Source organism: Chryseobacterium sp. FH1, from assembly GCF_000735135.1.
In the GTDB taxonomy this organism is placed as follows: Bacteria; Bacteroidota; Bacteroidia; order Flavobacteriales; family Weeksellaceae; genus Epilithonimonas.
Genome location: NZ_JPLZ01000006.1, coordinates 1800832 through 1817757, shown reverse-complemented (window position 1 = coordinate 1817757; position 16926 = coordinate 1800832). Strand labels below are relative to the sequence as shown.

General features: G+C 37.3%; 17 protein-coding genes. 2 read left to right on the top strand and 15 right to left on the bottom strand.

Translation table 11 applies throughout. From position 1 onward, the window contains the following. From IO90_RS15180 to IO90_RS15160, 5 genes are all read right to left on the bottom strand, one after another. Window positions 1–360, bottom strand: a complete 360-nt coding sequence (locus IO90_RS15180) for a hypothetical protein (RefSeq protein ID WP_034968341.1) — start codon at window positions 358–360, stop codon at window positions 1–3. Between the two features lie 68 nt (window positions 361–428). After that, window positions 429–1406 (bottom strand): SDR family oxidoreductase, encoded by a 978-nt coding sequence (locus IO90_RS15175; RefSeq protein ID WP_228374693.1) that lies wholly within the window; start codon window positions 1404–1406, stop codon window positions 429–431. Between the two features lie 86 nt (window positions 1407–1492). Next, on the bottom strand, window positions 1493–2098 hold the full coding sequence (locus IO90_RS15170) for an NAD(P)H-dependent oxidoreductase (protein ID WP_034968338.1): 606 nt from the start codon (window positions 2096–2098) through the stop codon (window positions 1493–1495). Window positions 2099–2135: 37 nt separating this feature from the next. Beyond that, on the bottom strand, window positions 2136–2828 hold the full coding sequence (locus tag IO90_RS15165; RefSeq protein ID WP_081871831.1) for an NAD(P)H-dependent oxidoreductase: 693 nt from the start codon (window positions 2826–2828) through the stop codon (window positions 2136–2138). Between the two features lie 128 nt (window positions 2829–2956). Continuing rightward, complete coding sequence (locus IO90_RS15160) at window positions 2957–3823, bottom strand: helix-turn-helix domain-containing protein (RefSeq protein WP_051878742.1); 867 nt, start codon at window positions 3821–3823, stop codon at window positions 2957–2959. A gap of 422 nt (window positions 3824–4245) precedes the next feature. Here IO90_RS15160 and IO90_RS15155 point away from each other — a divergent pair, with 422 nt between their 5' ends. Then, entirely contained in the window at window positions 4246–4845 is a 600-nt protein-coding gene (locus IO90_RS15155; protein WP_034968336.1) for a Crp/Fnr family transcriptional regulator, read from the top strand. 65 nt (window positions 4846–4910) lie between these two features. Next, the gene (locus tag IO90_RS15150) at window positions 4911–5531 is read left to right on the top strand and encodes a methyltransferase family protein (RefSeq protein WP_034968333.1); all 621 of its coding nucleotides are present in this window, start codon (window positions 4911–4913) and stop codon (window positions 5529–5531) included. 100 nt (window positions 5532–5631) lie between these two features. Here the strand turns inward: IO90_RS15150 and IO90_RS15145 are convergent, their stop codons facing one another. From IO90_RS15145 to IO90_RS15100, 10 genes are all read right to left on the bottom strand, one after another. Then, the gene (locus IO90_RS15145) at window positions 5632–6375 is read right to left on the bottom strand and encodes a M17 family peptidase N-terminal domain-containing protein (protein WP_034968330.1); all 744 of its coding nucleotides are present in this window, start codon (window positions 6373–6375) and stop codon (window positions 5632–5634) included. 184 nt (window positions 6376–6559) lie between these two features. Then, window positions 6560–7930 (bottom strand): alginate export family protein, encoded by a 1371-nt coding sequence (locus IO90_RS15140; RefSeq protein ID WP_034968327.1) that lies wholly within the window; start codon window positions 7928–7930, stop codon window positions 6560–6562. Between the two features lie 36 nt (window positions 7931–7966). After that, window positions 7967–9739, bottom strand: coding sequence for an amidohydrolase (locus IO90_RS15135; RefSeq protein ID WP_034968324.1), 1773 nt, complete (start codon window positions 9737–9739; stop codon window positions 7967–7969). Between the two features lie 68 nt (window positions 9740–9807). Next, window positions 9808–10497, bottom strand: a complete 690-nt coding sequence (locus IO90_RS15130; protein ID WP_034968322.1) for a hydrolase — start codon at window positions 10495–10497, stop codon at window positions 9808–9810. A gap of 496 nt (window positions 10498–10993) precedes the next feature. Next, window positions 10994–11710, bottom strand: a complete 717-nt coding sequence (gene pgl / locus IO90_RS15125) for a 6-phosphogluconolactonase (protein WP_034968320.1) — start codon at window positions 11708–11710, stop codon at window positions 10994–10996. Window positions 11711–11728: 18 nt separating this feature from the next. Continuing rightward, on the bottom strand, window positions 11729–13210 hold the full coding sequence (zwf, locus tag IO90_RS15120; protein WP_034969350.1) for a glucose-6-phosphate dehydrogenase: 1482 nt from the start codon (window positions 13208–13210) through the stop codon (window positions 11729–11731). Between the two features lie 10 nt (window positions 13211–13220). Further along, the gene (gene gndA / locus IO90_RS15115; RefSeq protein WP_034968318.1) at window positions 13221–14639 is read right to left on the bottom strand and encodes an NADP-dependent phosphogluconate dehydrogenase; all 1419 of its coding nucleotides are present in this window, start codon (window positions 14637–14639) and stop codon (window positions 13221–13223) included. A 145-nt stretch (window positions 14640–14784) separates the two neighbouring features. Next, the gene (locus IO90_RS15110) at window positions 14785–15660 is read right to left on the bottom strand and encodes a pirin family protein (protein WP_034968316.1); all 876 of its coding nucleotides are present in this window, start codon (window positions 15658–15660) and stop codon (window positions 14785–14787) included. A 251-nt stretch (window positions 15661–15911) separates the two neighbouring features. Then, window positions 15912–16496, bottom strand: a complete 585-nt coding sequence (locus IO90_RS15105) for a Crp/Fnr family transcriptional regulator (protein ID WP_034968314.1) — start codon at window positions 16494–16496, stop codon at window positions 15912–15914. Between the two features lie 9 nt (window positions 16497–16505). Then, window positions 16506–16817 (bottom strand): hypothetical protein, encoded by a 312-nt coding sequence (locus IO90_RS15100; protein WP_034968312.1) that lies wholly within the window; start codon window positions 16815–16817, stop codon window positions 16506–16508. Window positions 16818–16926 lie beyond the last annotated feature (109 nt).

Sequence of the window (16926 nt, the reverse complement as noted above, 5' to 3'; positions counted from 1 at the left end):
TTAAACAGTTTTAACAAATGGATATTTCAACCAAATCAACACCAAAGGCATGATTAGAAAAGGAATTTCCATCAATACCATTTTGAAATTCTCTGCTTTCACCGCCAGCGCCATGATGATGACGATGGAAATTGCATTCAACATATTGCCTAGAAAAAATGTTTTGGGAATGAGCAACAAAATACCGATTAGCAAAGTCAATCCTCCAAAAAAAGGAATCATTGTTTCCGTAATACCGAGTTCATTCATCATTTTTAAAGATTCGGGATGTTTTTTGTAATTGAGCGTGTCCCAACCATGCTTGACTGCCAAGAAGACCGACACTGCTAATAAAACTGCAGAAATTATACTTTTTACCATTTTTTGTTTTTTTAATTACAATTTGAAGGATTTAAGATTCTCCTTTAAGAGATTTTAAAAGCAATTTACTAAAAATTAACCTGAGTAAGCGTTTGCGAAATCTCCCATAATTTTGAAGATACATTTAAGTCCTCTGCTTGTCCAGGTATTGTTGCCCTAGCTGGAAATCCCCTTGTCTCACTCATTTTGTCTGGTCCATAATACACACCTCCTATAGCTTCAGGAGAAGTAGCGGCATATAATGTTGGCAAAGCTCCCTGTGCAGAGGGCTGGAACAAAAATGGAAGAAAAGTTCTCGCCATTCCTGCGACACTCCATCGCCCTGAACCGGTAATCAATAAATTTGTTCGGGAAACACCTGGATGGGTGGCCATACTTGTGATGCCCCAATTGTGCTTTTCGCTTTGCCTTTGCAATTCTAAAGCAAACATAAGGTTGGCTAATTTTGCCTGACTATACGCTTTGCCTGGAGCATAAGCCGATGTGGATTGAAGGTCATCAAAACTAATTATTCCTTCACGATTGGCTATACTTGAGACAGTAACTACACGAGCATCAGATGATTTACGTAACAACGGCAACAGTTGCGCTGTCAATGCAAAGTGACCAAGATGATTTGTTCCGAATTGTAACTCAAAACCATCTGCAGTTTCGAGCCTATTTGGTGGTGTCATTACCCCTGCATTGTTAATCAAAAGATCGATGGCTTCACCTTTTGAAATCATTTTCGACGCAAATGCTTTGATTGATGACAAGTCTGCAAGGTCTATTTTTTCAAAACTCACTTTTGCCTTTGGGTTCGTTTGTTGGATTCTGGCAATTGCATCGGCTCCTTTTTGAGAATTGCGCCCCATTACGATCACGCTCCATCCTGCTGATGATAATGCCAACGCATCTTCAAACCCTATACCTTCTGTACTGCCTGTAATTACAGCCAAACCATCGTTTTTTTGAGGAATATTAGCTGTTGTCCATTTTTTTTGCATTTTTGTATATTTTTTTGTTAGTGCAAAGATGGCCAGGAAATAATCTACAGATGTAGCCAAAATTCTGAATATTGTAGTCAAAGTGGAATATCTTCCATCAGAAGTTGAAGTTAAAATTTCAACTTCTGATTTTAATATTATCTTCTTTACAACCCGAAAACATGTTCCAAATGCCTCGGATAATTTTCTAAAGTTCCTGCAATATCGCCATCTTTAAAAATATCAAAACAGTTATAATCTGCCACAATTTCAACTCCGCAAAAACGGTAATTACTTGTGATTGGAATAAGAGCATCAGCCGTACTTCTTCCTTCAAAAAGCAATTGCTCCGGATCACCGAAACTGGCTTTGGGCGCATTCCAAGTTGAGGAAACCATAAACTTTTTACCTTGCATTTTTCCGCCGGTTCCGTATTGTTTAGTCAGGTCTTCACGAGTTCTGCCATCACCTGAAAGAAATTTTGCACTTAGCAATCCGCTGTTAAAAACTTCATCCACATATTTTTTGTAAATCCACGGTGCACCAAACCAGTTGATAGGCGTTTGCAGAATGATAATGTCGGCTTGCAAATGTTTTTCCACTTCTTCATCTGCATCGTAGCCGACTTCTACTTTCGTTTCTAAAACTTCAAAATCTTTTGATAAGAAAAACTCTTTTGCTTTCTTGTGAAAAGCGTCATTCAGTTTGCCTTCGCTCCAGTTGGGATAATTTAAATGGGTATTGATTAAGAGTACTTTTTTTCCTAAATCCATTATGATTTTATTTGAATATTTTTAATTGATTTTAATTTTACAGCCCCAAAATTTTCTTCAGATATTTTGGATAATTTTCTAAATCTTCTTTGATTTGTTTGTTGTGGAAAACATCATAGCAATAATGTCCAGGAAGTATTTCAAAGCCAACGAACGAATAGTTTGCAACGATATTAAACAGCGCATCATCCGCAGTTTTACCTTTCCAAAGCGGATTTTTGGGATTGTTGAAACTTTCTTCCGGCGCATTCCAAGTGGCAGAAAGGAGAAACTTTTTCCCATACATTTTTCCGCCAGTTCCATACTGCTTCGTTGGGTCTGTTTCTGAGCGACCGTCGCCGGTTAGAAATTTTTGACTGAACATTGCACTGGTGAAAATCTCATCCACATATTTTTTGTAAATCCAGGGTGTATTTTCCCATTTCACGGGAGTTTGCAAAATGATGATGTCGGCTTGCAGATGTTTTTCCACTTCTTGTTCCACATTGTAACCATTCTCAATTTTCGTTTCTAAAACTTTGAAATTTTGAGATATAAAAAATGCTTTGGCCTGGTCGTAAAAAGCCATGTTCAGCTTGCCTTCCGAAAAGCCTTTGTACGTTAAATGTGCATTGATGAGCAGTACGGTTTGCTGTTTTGCGCTATCTTTTGCGGACTTGTTTTGTGCATTGATTTTTGTACCGAATGATAACAATGTCAAAATGCTTATCAGTATTATTTTTGCCTTCATATTTTTGTTTAAAATGATTACACAAAATTAAAACCTGATATCTCACGTCACGGAAACAGATTACTACAAAAAAAGAAACAAATTACTGATAATTAAAAAACACCTTTTGTGAAGGTATTTTTGATTATTTAATTTCTACTCATTGCTTGCAATCGAAATTCTTTTGGTGTAAGCTTTACTTGCTTTTTGAAAAATTTCGAAAAGTAATTGGGATATTCAAAACCCAGTTCATAAGCCACTTCGGTCGTGTTCATGTTTTCATTTTCCAGCAGTAATTCTTTAGCTTTCTTAATGACAAATTCGTGGATGTTTTCCAAAGCTGATTTCTTTGTGAAATGTTTTACGATGTCGCCCAGATAATTTGCCGTTAAGCCTAATTGGTCTGCAAAGTATTGAACACTGGGAAGCTGTTTTACAGGCTGATTGTAATAATCAATCAGACTTTGCTGAAAATCTGTCACGATGCGGTTGTACTGTTTGGTATCTGTCGAAAATTGTCTTTTATAAAAAGATTCTACCAAGGAAAGCATCACATTGACATAAGAAAGCAAGACTCCAAAATGTATTATCTCACTTTGATAATATTTGATCATCAACCTGAAAACGGCACTCACCTCCTCCACTTCTTCGTCGGTTAAATACAAAGCTTCGTGTTGACCATAATCCAAATAGGTTTTGAACAAAAATCTGTTTTCTTCGATGATCTTTTTCGAGAGTTGTAAGTACATTCCGCTAAACGTGGGCTCTGCATCCCAACCCGGCTCGATAATTAAATCCGGTGTATTAAAGAATACCGCAGAAACCGGCTCAATGTCAGGCGTCGATTTTCTCTTGTACTTAATTTTGATTGAAATTCTGTAAAAATCGACAATAACGGGTTTTGAACTGATGATAATCTTTGGCGGATCGTAATACCCAACATCGATATCATGATCCAAAGGTTTTGATAAACCAATTTCCTGATTGTAAGTAGCGAAGTCTTTGTAGATTTTCATTTTGCTAATTTATAAAAATGAACTTATCAGATCTAAAATTTACTAATTACAATTCTAGCTTACCAAATAATTTGAAATTGTCAGCTATGAAATGGATTTAGCAATATTACTTTATAGAAATTTCAGAGCTGTTTTTTGCCAATCAGAAAGGATTAGTGCTAATAATAAATGTTTCTTTATCGAGGATTGACCAAGTTGACGGTGTTTTTTAAATTTTCAATACTATTTCTTATTCATTTCATTAATCACATTTTGAATATCGCCATCCAATACGTCAAATAAAGGCGGACCAATCAACAAATATTTTGGTTTTAAAAACTAATTTTACAATTCAAAATCGATTGATCGATAATTTGCAGATTCATCAATAAGTTTTTTAAGCGAATCAACTACACAAAATCACTCATTCAATATCCAAAGCAATGATTCAACAGCCGGAGGAATTTAGTATTTATAAAGAAGCCATCCTTAGCATTCATCCCGAATGTTCTGAAGAGGAATGGGAATATCTGGAAAGCGGATTGAGCGTTCAGCATTTTAAATCTAAAGAAATGTATATGGAAGCCGGGAAAAAGAATCATCAGCTTGGATTTTTAACGAGCGGACTTGTCAGAGCATATTACATCAATGATAAAGGGAACGAAATCACGATTTTGTTTGCAAAAGAAAATGAGTACGTAACCGATTATCCCTCGTTGCTCAATCAACTGCCCAGCAGATATTATTTTCAATGTCTGGAACCTAGCACCATTATCACGCTTCCTTATGAGCATATGCAAAACGGTTATAAAAAGTTTAGCGGATTCGAGCGTTATGGCAGATTGATGGCAGAGGAAATATTGAAAATGCTTCAAAGCAGAGTAGAGAGTTTCCAGTTTGACCAGGCAGAACAGCGTTATATTCAATTTATCACACAAAATCCTGAACTCTTTAACCGGATTCCTTTGACTCATCTTTCTTCTTATCTCGGAATTGAACGACCATCATTAAGCCGGATTCGAAAAAAAATAGCCGGATTGTAATTTTGTAACATATGTGTCAGTGAACAGGTTTCTATAAGGATGACCTTTGTAGAAACAAAAAATAAATGAAAACAACTGTCAATGCAGTGATTAACCTGCATAAAATTTTAGTCAGTCCCATCGTCTTATTACTGATGTGGACTTATAACAACTGGAGTGCGCCCGCTTTTTTATATCTCGGATTGCACGGCACTTACACCATTCTCTGGCTCCTCAAACAAAAACTATTTCCCGACAAAAGATTTGAACAGAAATTATCTATTATGACAGGACTTCTGACACCATTTTTGCCATTGGCTGGTTATTACATCGCACCTTACCTGCTTATTTCTGAACATACCAATGTACCCGTTTGGGTTTTCGGGCTGGCTCCAGCTATTTATACAATGGGAATTTTTCTCCATTATGTAGGTGACGCCCAAAAGTTTTATACTTTAAGAATTCAGAAGGGATTAATTGAAGACGGACTTTTTGCACGCACGAGAAATCCTAATTATTTAGGCGAAATATTGATATACGGCTCATTTGCTCTCGTCGCCTGGCATTGGATTCCACTGGTTGTATTGGCTTTCTGGGTTGGATATTTCTTTATCAATATGGGCAAAAAAGACCAATCAATGTCTAGACACGCAGGTTTTGCAACATATAAAGAAAAAACCAACAGACTTCTTCCTAAGCTTTGGTAATATTTGGAATCGAATTTTAGTAACAAAGTATTATTGTAAATAAAAAGAACCGGCATTTAAACAAATACCGGTTCTCTCACCTTCACTTTCTATTACAAAATTACTTCTTATTCACTTCCGCAATCGCAGTCTGGATTCCGCCACCTGCAACTTCAAAGAAAGACGGACCAGCCAACAGATATACTTTTTTTAATTTCTTAGTTTTGGAAAGATTGTGTTCTTTCAGATACGTTTCAGAGCGGTTGGCACTCACAACACCCTTCACCACATTTCCTGCAACGAGAGCAGTGGGAGAATCTATTCCCGCATCTTTAAGGTCGCTGGCAAAAGCAAAATTAGTCACACCTAATCTCATAGCTTCACGAGTAGCAACCTCTCCCACCGATGTCATCAATTCCGGTGTAAATTTGTTTCTGTCGCCCAAACCAATCAACAATAATTTTTTCGCAGACAGAGAACCTTTTTTTGTCGAAATCAATAAGGTTTCCAAAGAATGTCCTTTGAACTGACCTGATTGTCTGATGTTGGTAAATTCACCCTTCAAAGCGTCATCCAAATGAACCAATCCGTTTAAGTTGGCAGGCAATGCCTGAGCGCTGTGGATGTCGTTATCTGTATATTCAAAAACACAGGCAACCTGCAGTTGGGCGTCGGCAGAAGATGGCCCCTGAACCAATCCAATCATAGAAATTCCATCCACTGAACCCCAATTTTTCATTGTTCCAACTTTTGCCGGCGTTGCAGATGAATTGGCTGTTGTTGTTTGTGCGAACGTGAGAGTAGATATTGCTAATCCAGCGATTAATAATGATTTGCTTATCGTGTTTCTTAGTGTATTTTTCATAATATTTTTTTTGTTTTTTTAGCTCTTAGCGATTGGCTTTTGGCTGATTATAATTTTGTTGATTTTAATATTGTTTAAATGTTATTCAAAGGTAGTCTTAGAAGTAAAAATTGTTCTTGATGTGGGATAATTAATTGAATGAAATTTTCAAATTAACACATTCTCAAATTTTCGAATTAATTCGTTAAAACTTATAAACAATTCTTGAATTAATAAACAATCCGTCTTTGTCATTTTCAATAATATCATCCACAAATTCACCTGTTTTGAAGTACTGAATGCCTGTATTGAAAGTGAAAGATTTATTGACTTTATAATTAAAGCTTCCAAGGAAAGCCGTTCCGATGTATTTCTTTTTGGAGTTCATCGAAGTCAGGTTTAAAGAACCACTCGGTCTGTAAACGCCGTCCTGCGTAGAATATCTCCAGTTGAAAACCACATCAGCCTGCACCGTCATTTTGCTGTTCAAATCAACCGTTGCATACGGATGAACATCAATCAAATTCACAGGTCCGATTTGCGGATTGAATCCGAAATAACCACCTTTTGGATACAATGGATTGAAGGTTCCCAACTTTCCGTCCTCTCTGTTTCGGTCTCCGGAAATGTAATCGTTTCGAAGATTGATGGTCGGTTTTCCTTTTACGTTTTCGAACATATATCCGATATCTGCAGAGGCTGTCCACGCGCTGATATTTCCTTTATTGAAATTTCCAAACTGGTAGGCGCCTTCAAAATTGTAAATAAATCCGCCCCCGTACCTGTAAAATCTTCCACCCAAAGTATGTCTTGTCTCATCTCCTATTCCATCTTCAAAACGGGTTTCCTTACGATGGATTCCCAAATAATAGAATTCCAGATTTCCGCTTTTCGGAAGAACCAAAGTGTTGTAACTTCCCCAAAGATTGACCGATTTTGAAGGTTTGTTGTCAAAAACTCCGGTGCCAATTTCACTCGCCATCATCATAAAAGCATCCGATTTGAAGTTCCCTCTTTTGTACATCAGTTTCAGTCCGTCAAAATAGAGTCTCAGGTTGGGACCTTCGCGCACAGAAATCAGTCTTCCACTTCCGTAGTCCAGCTCCTGTCTTCCGGCACGAACGGTGAGTTTTTCTTTTTCATTTTTAATAGCATCGACGTCTATGAAAAGGTTCTGAACATTCAAATGGTCTTCATCAATTGGTCTCGGTCCGTTTTTTCTGCCGTTTTCCCAGGCACTTCTCAACTGTCCAAAAACTCTTACTCGTGAACCTAAATGCAAATCTGCGTGAATCGTGTATCGCTGGATGAAAAACGGATTGCTTCCGATTCCCAGTCTTCCCCAGTCTTCATTTTCAAAATAAACAAACTCAGCTCTAGCTTCTCCGCCTAACGATAAATATTTATCACTGTTTTTTTCGGAAAGCGGAATGTATTTTATGGAATTGTAAAATGTGTCAGCAGAATCTTTGTAAGTGGAATAATCTTCATCAAACCTCATTAATTTAAATTGTGCCGAAACTATCGTCGGAAGGATGATTTGAACAATCAATAATATTTTAATCAGCTTTTTCATTGTTTTAGGTTTGAGATTCCAAGAATGGATGATGAATTATTTGGTCTGATACCCTCCGTAGTATTTTACAGGAGACCATTCTGGAAGAACAGGAAGTGAAGCCGGAGCAACATTTTCATAAGTTTCGTCTCCATAAACAACTTTTCCGTCAACGATAGTTAGTTTTGAAGTGATGTCTTTGATTTGTTCTTCATCAACACTGAAATAATCTTTATCCAAAATCGCAAGGTCAGCAAAATATCCTTTTTTGATTTTTCCTTTTTCATAATCCTTTATCAATTCATATCCTCCAAAAGTGGAAAGCGACAACGCTGTTTTTCTGTCTAAAGCATTTTCTTTGGCCATCACCTGAGTTCCGCCCAAGGTTTTTCCCGAAGTAATCCAGTACAAAGCCACCCACGGATTATAACTTGCGACTCTGGTTCCGTCTGTTCCTAATCCTACCGGAATTCCCATCTCCAGCATTTTCTTTACGGGTGGAGAAGCCAACGCTGCTTTTTTACCATAACGGTGGATGAAACTTTCACCCTGATAAGCCATTCTGTGCTGCACAGCAATTCCTCCGCCTAGAGCTTTGATGCGTTTCATATTGTCTTCAGAAACTGTTTCTGCGTGGTCGAAAAACCAAACCAATCCGTTCAAAGGTGTTTCTTGATTTACTTCTTCGATGACGTTTAAGAATCTTGTGATGCTTTCGTTGTAGGTGGCGTGGATTCTGAAAGGCCATCTTTTTTTAACCAAAAGACTTAGGACTTCTTTCATACTTTTTTCCATTGTTGCAGGCAATTCGGGTCTTGGGAAAAGGAAATTTTCAAAATCAGCACCGTCCGAAACCAGATTTTCGCCACCACCTTCTACGTGATAATCAATTCCGTTGTGGTCGTTGTGCCCGTGGTCATCGATGTCTACCATTCCTGTCCATTTCGTGTAATCTGCTAATTCAGAACCTTTTTTCTGAGCAAAGAGATAATAAGGGAGACGAACTGTGATTTTTCCTTTTTTATTTAAAGCATCCGTTGTTCCGTAATCGTCTGGGAAATTTTGAAAACCACCGCCTGCATCCATCACAGCGGTCACTCCAAGACGATTCAGTTCGGTCATATATTGCAATGTGGAATTTTCTTTTTCCGCTTCGGTTAGCTCAGGCAATTTTGCCAAAGTTGAGTATAGAATAAATGCGTTTGGCTCTGCAACCAAAAGACCTGTCGGGTCACCATTGCTGTCTTTTTCAATTAAACCCTGAGCCGGATTTGGCGTTTCACCAGTGATTTTTAATTGTTCCAAACCTGATTTATTCAACCACGCTTTTCCGTACAAATACATTACGAAAGCGGGAACATCACCTGTCGCCTCGTTGATTTCTGCCAAAGTCGGAAGTCTTTTTTCTTCAAACTGATATTCATTCCAGCCACCAATTACTCTTACCCACTGCCCTTTTGGTGTTCTCTGAGCTTGTTCTTTCAGCATTTCCAAAGCTCGTTTCAAAGTTTTCACACCATCCCAGCGAAGTTCTGTATTGTAAAATCTTCCGCCACGAATCACGTGCAAATGACTGTCAAATAATCCCGGAATCACTCGATTTCCTTTGGCATCAATGATTTTTGTAGCGCTTCCTTTTAGTTTTAAAATCTGGGCATTTGTTCCAGTCTGGAAAATTTTGTTGTCCTTAATGGCAACAGCCTGAACTTCTGGATTTTTATCATCCATTGTGGTGATTTTCCCGTTGGTTACAATTAAATCTGCTTTCTGAGCATTGAATAATCCGGCACCAAGGACGAATGAGAATAGAATTTTATGGAGTGGTTTCATAATGTACTTTTTAATGGTTTGAAGAAAAATGGCATGTCGGTTTTCAACCTGCCACTGTTGAAATTTGATTAGTGTTTAAGCATATCCTGAGCATACTGAATTCCTAATCCGTAAGCACCACCATATTTTTTCATTAAGTCATTGACTGGTTTGTACGTTTCTTTTCTTGACCAATCTCTCTGTAATTCAAGAACATACTGAACAGATGTAATTGGATGTGCACCAGCCTGAACCATTCTTGTAACCGCCTGGTCGTGAGCCTCTTTTGAAATATCACCCGAAGCATCTGTAATCACATACACTTCATAACCTTCGTCGATGGCCGATAAAGCCGGACCTACGATACAAACGCTCGTCCATAGACCAGCCAAAACCAGTTTCTTTTTGTTTTTTCCTGTAATCGCTTTGTGAGCATTCAAATCTTCCCACGTGTTCATCGTCGTTCTATCTACATATCCGCTTGTTGCTTCAGGATAAGCTTCTGAGATTTCCGGGAAAACAGGTCCTGCAAAAGATTTTTCTGCTACTGTTGTTACCACAGTTGGAATATTGAAGATTTTTGAACCGCCTGCAATTAATGCTACATTGTTTCTTAACTCTTCCATACTGATGCTTTTTGTTGCGAATGCCATTTGTCCTTCGTGGTCGATTAAAACCAAAGCGTGGTTCGTAGGGTTTAGCATTGAAGTTCCTGCTTTTTGAGCGAATGCCGATACTGATAATACTACTGTTGCGAATGTTAAGATTAACTTTTTCATAATGTTTAATTTTTAAATGTTATTTTGTTATAATGTTAGATTGATTTTCAAAATCTGTTTTAGTATTTGTTTGATTTTGATATGACAAATTTACGGCGATGAGAAACCCTGTACATTTAACTAGTTTAATAAATTACATTTCTGGAAAAAAATTTTAATCTTTTCTATTGTTCATTATAGACAGATATTTCAAATCGATAAAAAATAATTCAAACAGTACATTAAAATATTAATAATCAATTATTTAAATTAAATAAAAACTTAAAATAAGATTTAGTCTAAAACAAAAAAAATAGGCTCAGATAATAAAATCCAAGCCTATTTTTATAAATATTTCACTCTCGTAAAAGTGACTGTTTAATTTTTATATATTATAATTGTTGATCACTTTTTCTAATAATTTTTATTTTTTTTTAAAATAATGATATGACAAATTTATGATGAAAAAGTATATCTAGCGTTTAACTAGTTTAACAATTCATTTTAAACAAACAATCTATAGTTCAACACTTGTCTCTTTATCAGTAAAAAGTTGAAATCCTTCTTTCCTTTCAATTAACTGAAGCGGATACAATTGGGGATTGTATTCTCCATTTAAAACTTCATTTAAAGCGTGTTTTTTTGATTTACCGAATGTAATAACCAAAATATTCTCCGCTTTATTAATGACTGGTTCTGTGAGTGTGATTCTAAACATTTCCTGAGATTTCAGATAGTAAGCTGAGACCCATTTTTCTTTTTCCTTTAAAACTGCTTCGCCTGGAAATAGTGAAGCTGTGTGACCATCATCACCCATTCCCAAAAGAATAAAATCGAAAATACCGTCAGCTCCTAAAACATTTCTGATTTGATCTTCATATTCCTTGGCATAATCCTCAGGTTCCGTTCCGGCTTTATACATCGGAAAAACCTGGTTTTTGTTTACTGGAACTTTATCCAAAAGCGTTTCTAAAGTCATTTTAAAATTACTTTTTTCATCATCGAGAGAAACCCATCTTTCATCTACCCAGAAAAAAAATACTTTGCTCCACTCTATTTTATTCGCATATTCCTCAGTCGCCAATAAGTTGAAAATGGCTTTCGGCGAAGAACCGCCACTTAATGCAACCACAAATTTGTCTTGTTTTCGGATGGCTTTTTCTGAAAGCTCTACAAAAGTATCTGCTGACTTTTTGTACAAAGTTTCCAGAGTATCAAATATTGTAATATTCATTTTAATTTTTATTAGATTTTAAACCCATTCATGACCTTGTCTTTCCACCAAAGCGTCGCTGTCGTCAGGTCCCCAGCTTCCTGCTTCATAATTCGGAAAAGAAGAATCTGTGATTTTTTCCCAAGTTTCCTGAATCGTTTTCACAACATCCCACGCCTCTTCTACCTGATCCGAACGCATAAACAAGGTAAGATCTCCAACAAGAGCTTCCAATAAAAGCGTTTCGTAAGCTTCGGGTGTATCTGTCTGACAGGCAAAATTGTCAAAGATCATTTCGACAGGTTTCAATTCCAATGAAAGTCCAGGTTTTTTTGACATGAACTGTAGCCTGATATCCATTTGTGGCTGAATATTGATCACCAATCTATTAGCTGACAGAAGAGATTTACTTTCTGAAAATGTAGAATGAGGAAGCGGTTTGAATTGGATTGTAATGTAAGAATGCTTTTCTTTCATCTTCTTTCCGGTACGAACGTAGAAAGGAACATTTTCCCATCTTTCATTATCTAAATAAAATTTGATAGCGACAAAGGTTTCTGTGTTTGAATCAGGTGCAATGCCTTCTTCCTGCCTGTAACCATTTACTTTGGCACCATTTACCTTTCCTTTTCCATACTGACCTCTCACTGCATAATGGTCAACTTTGTCGGGTGAGATTCTACGGATTGATTTTAAAACATCAACCTTACGATCTCTAATTTCGCCAGACTCCAATGAAATGGGCGGTTCCATTGCAACCATGCAAAGTATCTGCAAAAGATGGTTCTGGATCATATCACGCAAAGCGCCGGTCTGTTCGTAAAAACTGGCTCTCGTCTCTACGCCGACCTCTTCCGCAACGGTAATTTGAACAGATTCTATATGTCTATGATTCCATAAAGGTTCAAAAATGGAATTTCCAAATCTGAATGCCAAAATATTCTGAACGGTTTCTTTTCCTAAATAATGGTCGATCCGGTAGATCTGTTCTTCCTCAAAGGTCTGTGAGAGCAGATCATTCAGTTCGATGGCAGATGCTTTATCATGTCCGAAAGGTTTCTCTATGATAATTCGGTCTTTATCCGAGTCAGAAGCTATGGCTGTATTTTTAAGATGATTTGAAATTACCGAAACAAAATTAGGAGCGATCGACAGATAGAAAAGTCTATTTCCTCTCACGCCATAAACTTTATCAAAATCTCCCAGTTTCTCATACAAATTCTGATAAGAGTCCACATCATCCAACTGATGTTGAAAATAGGTGATGTGTGCCTGGAAGCCAGCCCAGTCTTCGGATGTTACAGTTCTTCTCGAAAAGCTCTCCAAATTTTCTTTGACATAGGATCTAAATTTTTCATCTGTATTCTCAGCTCTTCCCAAAGCTAGAATATTGAAGCCTTTTGGCATTCTGCCATCCACATATAAATTATAAAACGCAGGAAAAAGCTTTCTTTTGGCCAAATCTCCAGTCGCACCAAAAATTACGATAGTCGTTGGGTGCAAGATTGTATTGTCGCTCATTTTCTGAAATTTAAATATTTTCGGTGTTCCATAATGTGTGAAAAATACCTTCCTGGTCAATCCGTTGATACGTGTGAGCCCCAAAATAATCACGCTGAGCCTGAATAAGATTTACCGGCAAAGTATCTGTTGAGTATGCATCAAAATAGCCTAAAGCTGATTGGATTCCTAAACTTGGGATTCCGTTTGAAACAGCAAACGACGCAGTATTTCGCAACGGTTTAACTTTAGATTTTACGATTTCAGAAATTTCTCTATTCAATAAAATATTAGACAAGTTTGGATTTTCAGTATAAGCTGTGTAGAATTTTTCCAACAAGACAGAACGTATAATACAACCGCCTCTCCAGATTTTGACAACGTCTTTTAAAGGAATATCAAACTTGTATTCTTCAGAAGCTTTCACCAGCAATGCAAGACCTTGAGCATAACTGATCAAAGTTGCCAAATATAATGCATCGCCAACTTCTTTAATAAACAATTCTATGTTTTCAGGAGTGGCAACTTCTTCTTTGATATATAATTGAGACGCCTTAATACGCTCATCTTTATAAGCAGATAAAATTCTTGAAGTTACAGCAATGTCGATTGTCGGGATTGAGACACCGATTTCCATTGCCTGCTCAGAGGTCCATTTTCCTGTTCCTTTTGCTCCGGCTCTATCTAAAATTTGATCGACAAGAAAACCATCTGTCAAATCATCTTTTTGTTTGAAAATATCTCTGGTGATTTCAATGAGGAAAGAATTCATTTCTCCTTCGTTCCATTTTTTAAAAACTTCGTATAACTGATCAGTGCTTAGTTTTGCCCCCTTTCTCAACAGATCGTAAGCCTCACTAATTAATTGCATAATGGCATATTCGATACCGTTGTGAACCATTTTCACATAGTTTCCGGCAGAACCTTTGCCCATGTAAGCTGTGCAGGCTTCACCATTAACTTTTGCTGAAATTAATTCCAGCATGGGCTGTATTAATTTAAAAGCTTCCAAATCACCTCCAGGCATTATGCTTGGGCCTCTTCTCGCACCTTGTTCACCACCTGAAACACCCATTCCCATAAAATGAAGGTTTTTAGATGCCAAATCAGCAATACGTCTTTCGGTATCCTTGAAATAAGAATTCCCTGCGTCAATTACAATGTCTTTTGGGCTAAGTAATGGTATAATGCTTTCTAAAACAGCATCTACCGGTTTGCCTGCGGGAACCATTAAAATAATTTTTCTAGGGCTCTCCAATGCTGACACAAAATCTTCCAAAGAAGCTGTTCCTGTAACAGAAGTTCCTGGAGTTGCTCCATTGTGAAGCTCTCTTACCTTCTCCTCATCCAAATCGAATCCTGCTGTAGAAAAACCATTATCAGCAATATTATAAAGCAGATTTCTACCCATGACTCCGAGACCGATGACTCCATAATTATACTTTTCCATTCTTACTTAAGATTTATTTTATTTTTATAGATCAAATTTACGGAAATGAATAGCAGTAAAAAAATTATGCGAAATTTTCTTTCAATCGATAGCTTAGTCATCATCAACCGAAAACCGATAAATAATTGAGAATATTTTATTTATACTACATCGTCATCGGAACTTCCATCAATAAAATTTTTGTGCCTTCTGATGTTGATTTGATATTAAGATCTGCAATATCCCAAACTCCGAAACCATCTCTTGTTTCAACATTTTGTCCTTCGATTTCTGCGCTTCCTTTTAAAATAAAAGCATACACACCGTTTCCTTTTTTCTTGATTTGATAATTGGTTTCAACATTATTTTCGAAGTTTCCTAAGTGAAACCAAGCATCCTGATGAATCCAAACGCCTTCGTCATCAGCATTTGGAGAAAGAATCTGCTGGAACTGGTTCTGTCCTTTTGATTTGTCTAAAGTAATTTGGTCATATCGGGGTGTCACGTTTCTTTTATTTGGATAAACCCAAATTTGAAGAAACTTCACCAAACTGTCATTATTTTTATTGAATTCGCTGTGCATAATTCCTGTTCCGGCACTCATAACCTGGATATCTCCACTCTTGATAATCGCAGAATTTCCCATACTGTCTTTGTGCTCCAAATCGCCTTCCAACGGAATGCTGATAATCTCCATATTGTCGTGCGGATGTGTTCCAAAGCCTCTTCCCGCCTCCACTTTATCATCATTCAAAACTCGGAGAACACCGAAGTGCATTCTCTCCGGATTGTGATAATTCGCAAAACTGAACGTGTGATTGCTCACCAACCAGCCGTGGTCTGCCTTCCCTCTGGAATCCGCTTTGTGAATCACAGAATTGTCTTTAATTTTTGAATCGGTATTCGGTAAATGATTGTATCCGATTGGTTCCAAAGGTTCGATTTCGTCAATCTCATTTTTCATTGTATTTCCCAATGATGCGGTTGCTACAAACATTCCTGTTCCGAGTAATCCTTTCTTTAAAAAATCTTTTCTGTCCATATCTGTTTTGTTATTTATTCGTTATTGATAGGACAAATTTATGGTGATGGAAATTGCTGTGCATTTAACTAGTTTAATAAATACATTTAAAGCAAAAAAAATATGGAGCGAAAATTCCCCCTTCTCTGAAGGGGTGGATTTTTGTGAAACAAAAAGACGGGGTAGTTTACACGCTATGTACAAACCACCCCGTCAAAAATTCTTTGAATTTTCGCCACCCCTCCATTGGAGGGGAATTTTGAGTATGTATTTTATTTTTCTTTCGTCGCCAGACGTTTTCTGATCGTGCTCACAAACTCTTTCGAGACACCAAGATATGAGGCGATGTAGTATTGTGCAACACGTTGAGGAATGGTCGGATAGACCTTTATGAAATCGAGATAGCGATCAGTGGCCGGTTGAGAGATCGTGTTGATCAGGCGATTTTGAAGGGTTACCACATATTTCTGCATCATCAGACGGAATGCTCTTTCAAACTTAGGAACCTTCTGCATCAATTCCTCCTTGCTTGACGGATTGAGAATGTAGATCTCTGTATCTTCCAAAGTCTCGATAAAGACCCTGGATGGCGTCTGACTATTGAACGATGCAAGATCGGTGATCCACCAGTCCTCCACAGCAAACAAAAGCGTCACTTCAAAACCGTTCTCATCCACATAGTAGGTACGCACACAGCCTTCTTTTATAAATCCTTCGAATTGACAGATCTCACCCTCTCGCAACAATAGCGTTTTCTTTGGAAACTTTTGGAGTGTTAATAGATCTTCATAGATTTTTTCCTCTTCTGGTGTCAATATGACAAATCTGGAGAGGTTTTTAATGATATTCTGGAACATAGATTTATTTTACGGTTGCAAATTAGGAAAAAGACTGTAAACTTCATTCTTCAAAAGCCCACTTCCACCGCCGTAATGGTCGATAACCTTCACATCTTTGTCCAGATTCTGGCAAAATATCTTTATTTCATTTTCAAATTCCTCATCTAAACCGGAACTCAAAAGCACAATATCTACCTGATTTTCTTTAATATAATCATAACAGACCGTCTCATCATTTTTGATTTCTGCTTTCCAGCCTTCATTATTTTCGATAATTCTTTTTAAGGTATCAAGGATTTCCTGATTTTTCCCAATGACTAAAAAATTTAAGCTTTCCATTTGATATTTGTTGTATTGAAGTTAATTTTCAGGAGCTTAATCCCGCTATCCACTGTATCTTTTTTTTCCGCCGCCAATTCCCCAACCGCAAAAAAAAGATGCCGTTCCT

Coding starts and splice junctions, on each gene's coding strand:
- zwf (WP_034969350.1), bottom strand. CDS start 13,210: ATGAGCGACAATACAATCTTGCACCCAACGACTATCGTAATTTTTGGT.
- IO90_RS15170 (WP_034968338.1), bottom strand. CDS start 2,098: ATGGATTTAGGAAAAAAAGTACTCTTAATCAATACCCATTTAAATTAT.
- IO90_RS15160 (WP_051878742.1), bottom strand. CDS start 3,823: ATGAAAATCTACAAAGACTTCGCTACTTACAATCAGGAAATTGGTTTA.
- IO90_RS15165 (WP_081871831.1), bottom strand. CDS start 2,828: ATGAAGGCAAAAATAATACTGATAAGCATTTTGACATTGTTATCATTC.
- IO90_RS15150 (WP_034968333.1), top strand. CDS start 4,911: ATGAAAACAACTGTCAATGCAGTGATTAACCTGCATAAAATTTTAGTC.
- gndA (WP_034968318.1), bottom strand. CDS start 14,639: ATGGAAAAGTATAATTATGGAGTCATCGGTCTCGGAGTCATGGGTAGA.
- IO90_RS15110 (WP_034968316.1), bottom strand. CDS start 15,660: ATGGACAGAAAAGATTTTTTAAAGAAAGGATTACTCGGAACAGGAATG.
- IO90_RS15140 (WP_034968327.1), bottom strand. CDS start 7,930: ATGAAAAAGCTGATTAAAATATTATTGATTGTTCAAATCATCCTTCCG.
- IO90_RS15180 (WP_034968341.1), bottom strand. CDS start 360: ATGGTAAAAAGTATAATTTCTGCAGTTTTATTAGCAGTGTCGGTCTTC.
- IO90_RS15135 (WP_034968324.1), bottom strand. CDS start 9,739: ATGAAACCACTCCATAAAATTCTATTCTCATTCGTCCTTGGTGCCGGA.
- IO90_RS15100 (WP_034968312.1), bottom strand. CDS start 16,817: ATGGAAAGCTTAAATTTTTTAGTCATTGGGAAAAATCAGGAAATCCTT.
- pgl (WP_034968320.1), bottom strand. CDS start 11,710: ATGAATATTACAATATTTGATACTCTGGAAACTTTGTACAAAAAGTCA.
- IO90_RS15155 (WP_034968336.1), top strand. CDS start 4,246: ATGATTCAACAGCCGGAGGAATTTAGTATTTATAAAGAAGCCATCCTT.
- IO90_RS15130 (WP_034968322.1), bottom strand. CDS start 10,497: ATGAAAAAGTTAATCTTAACATTCGCAACAGTAGTATTATCAGTATCG.
- IO90_RS15105 (WP_034968314.1), bottom strand. CDS start 16,496: ATGTTCCAGAATATCATTAAAAACCTCTCCAGATTTGTCATATTGACA.
- IO90_RS15145 (WP_034968330.1), bottom strand. CDS start 6,375: ATGAAAAATACACTAAGAAACACGATAAGCAAATCATTATTAATCGCT.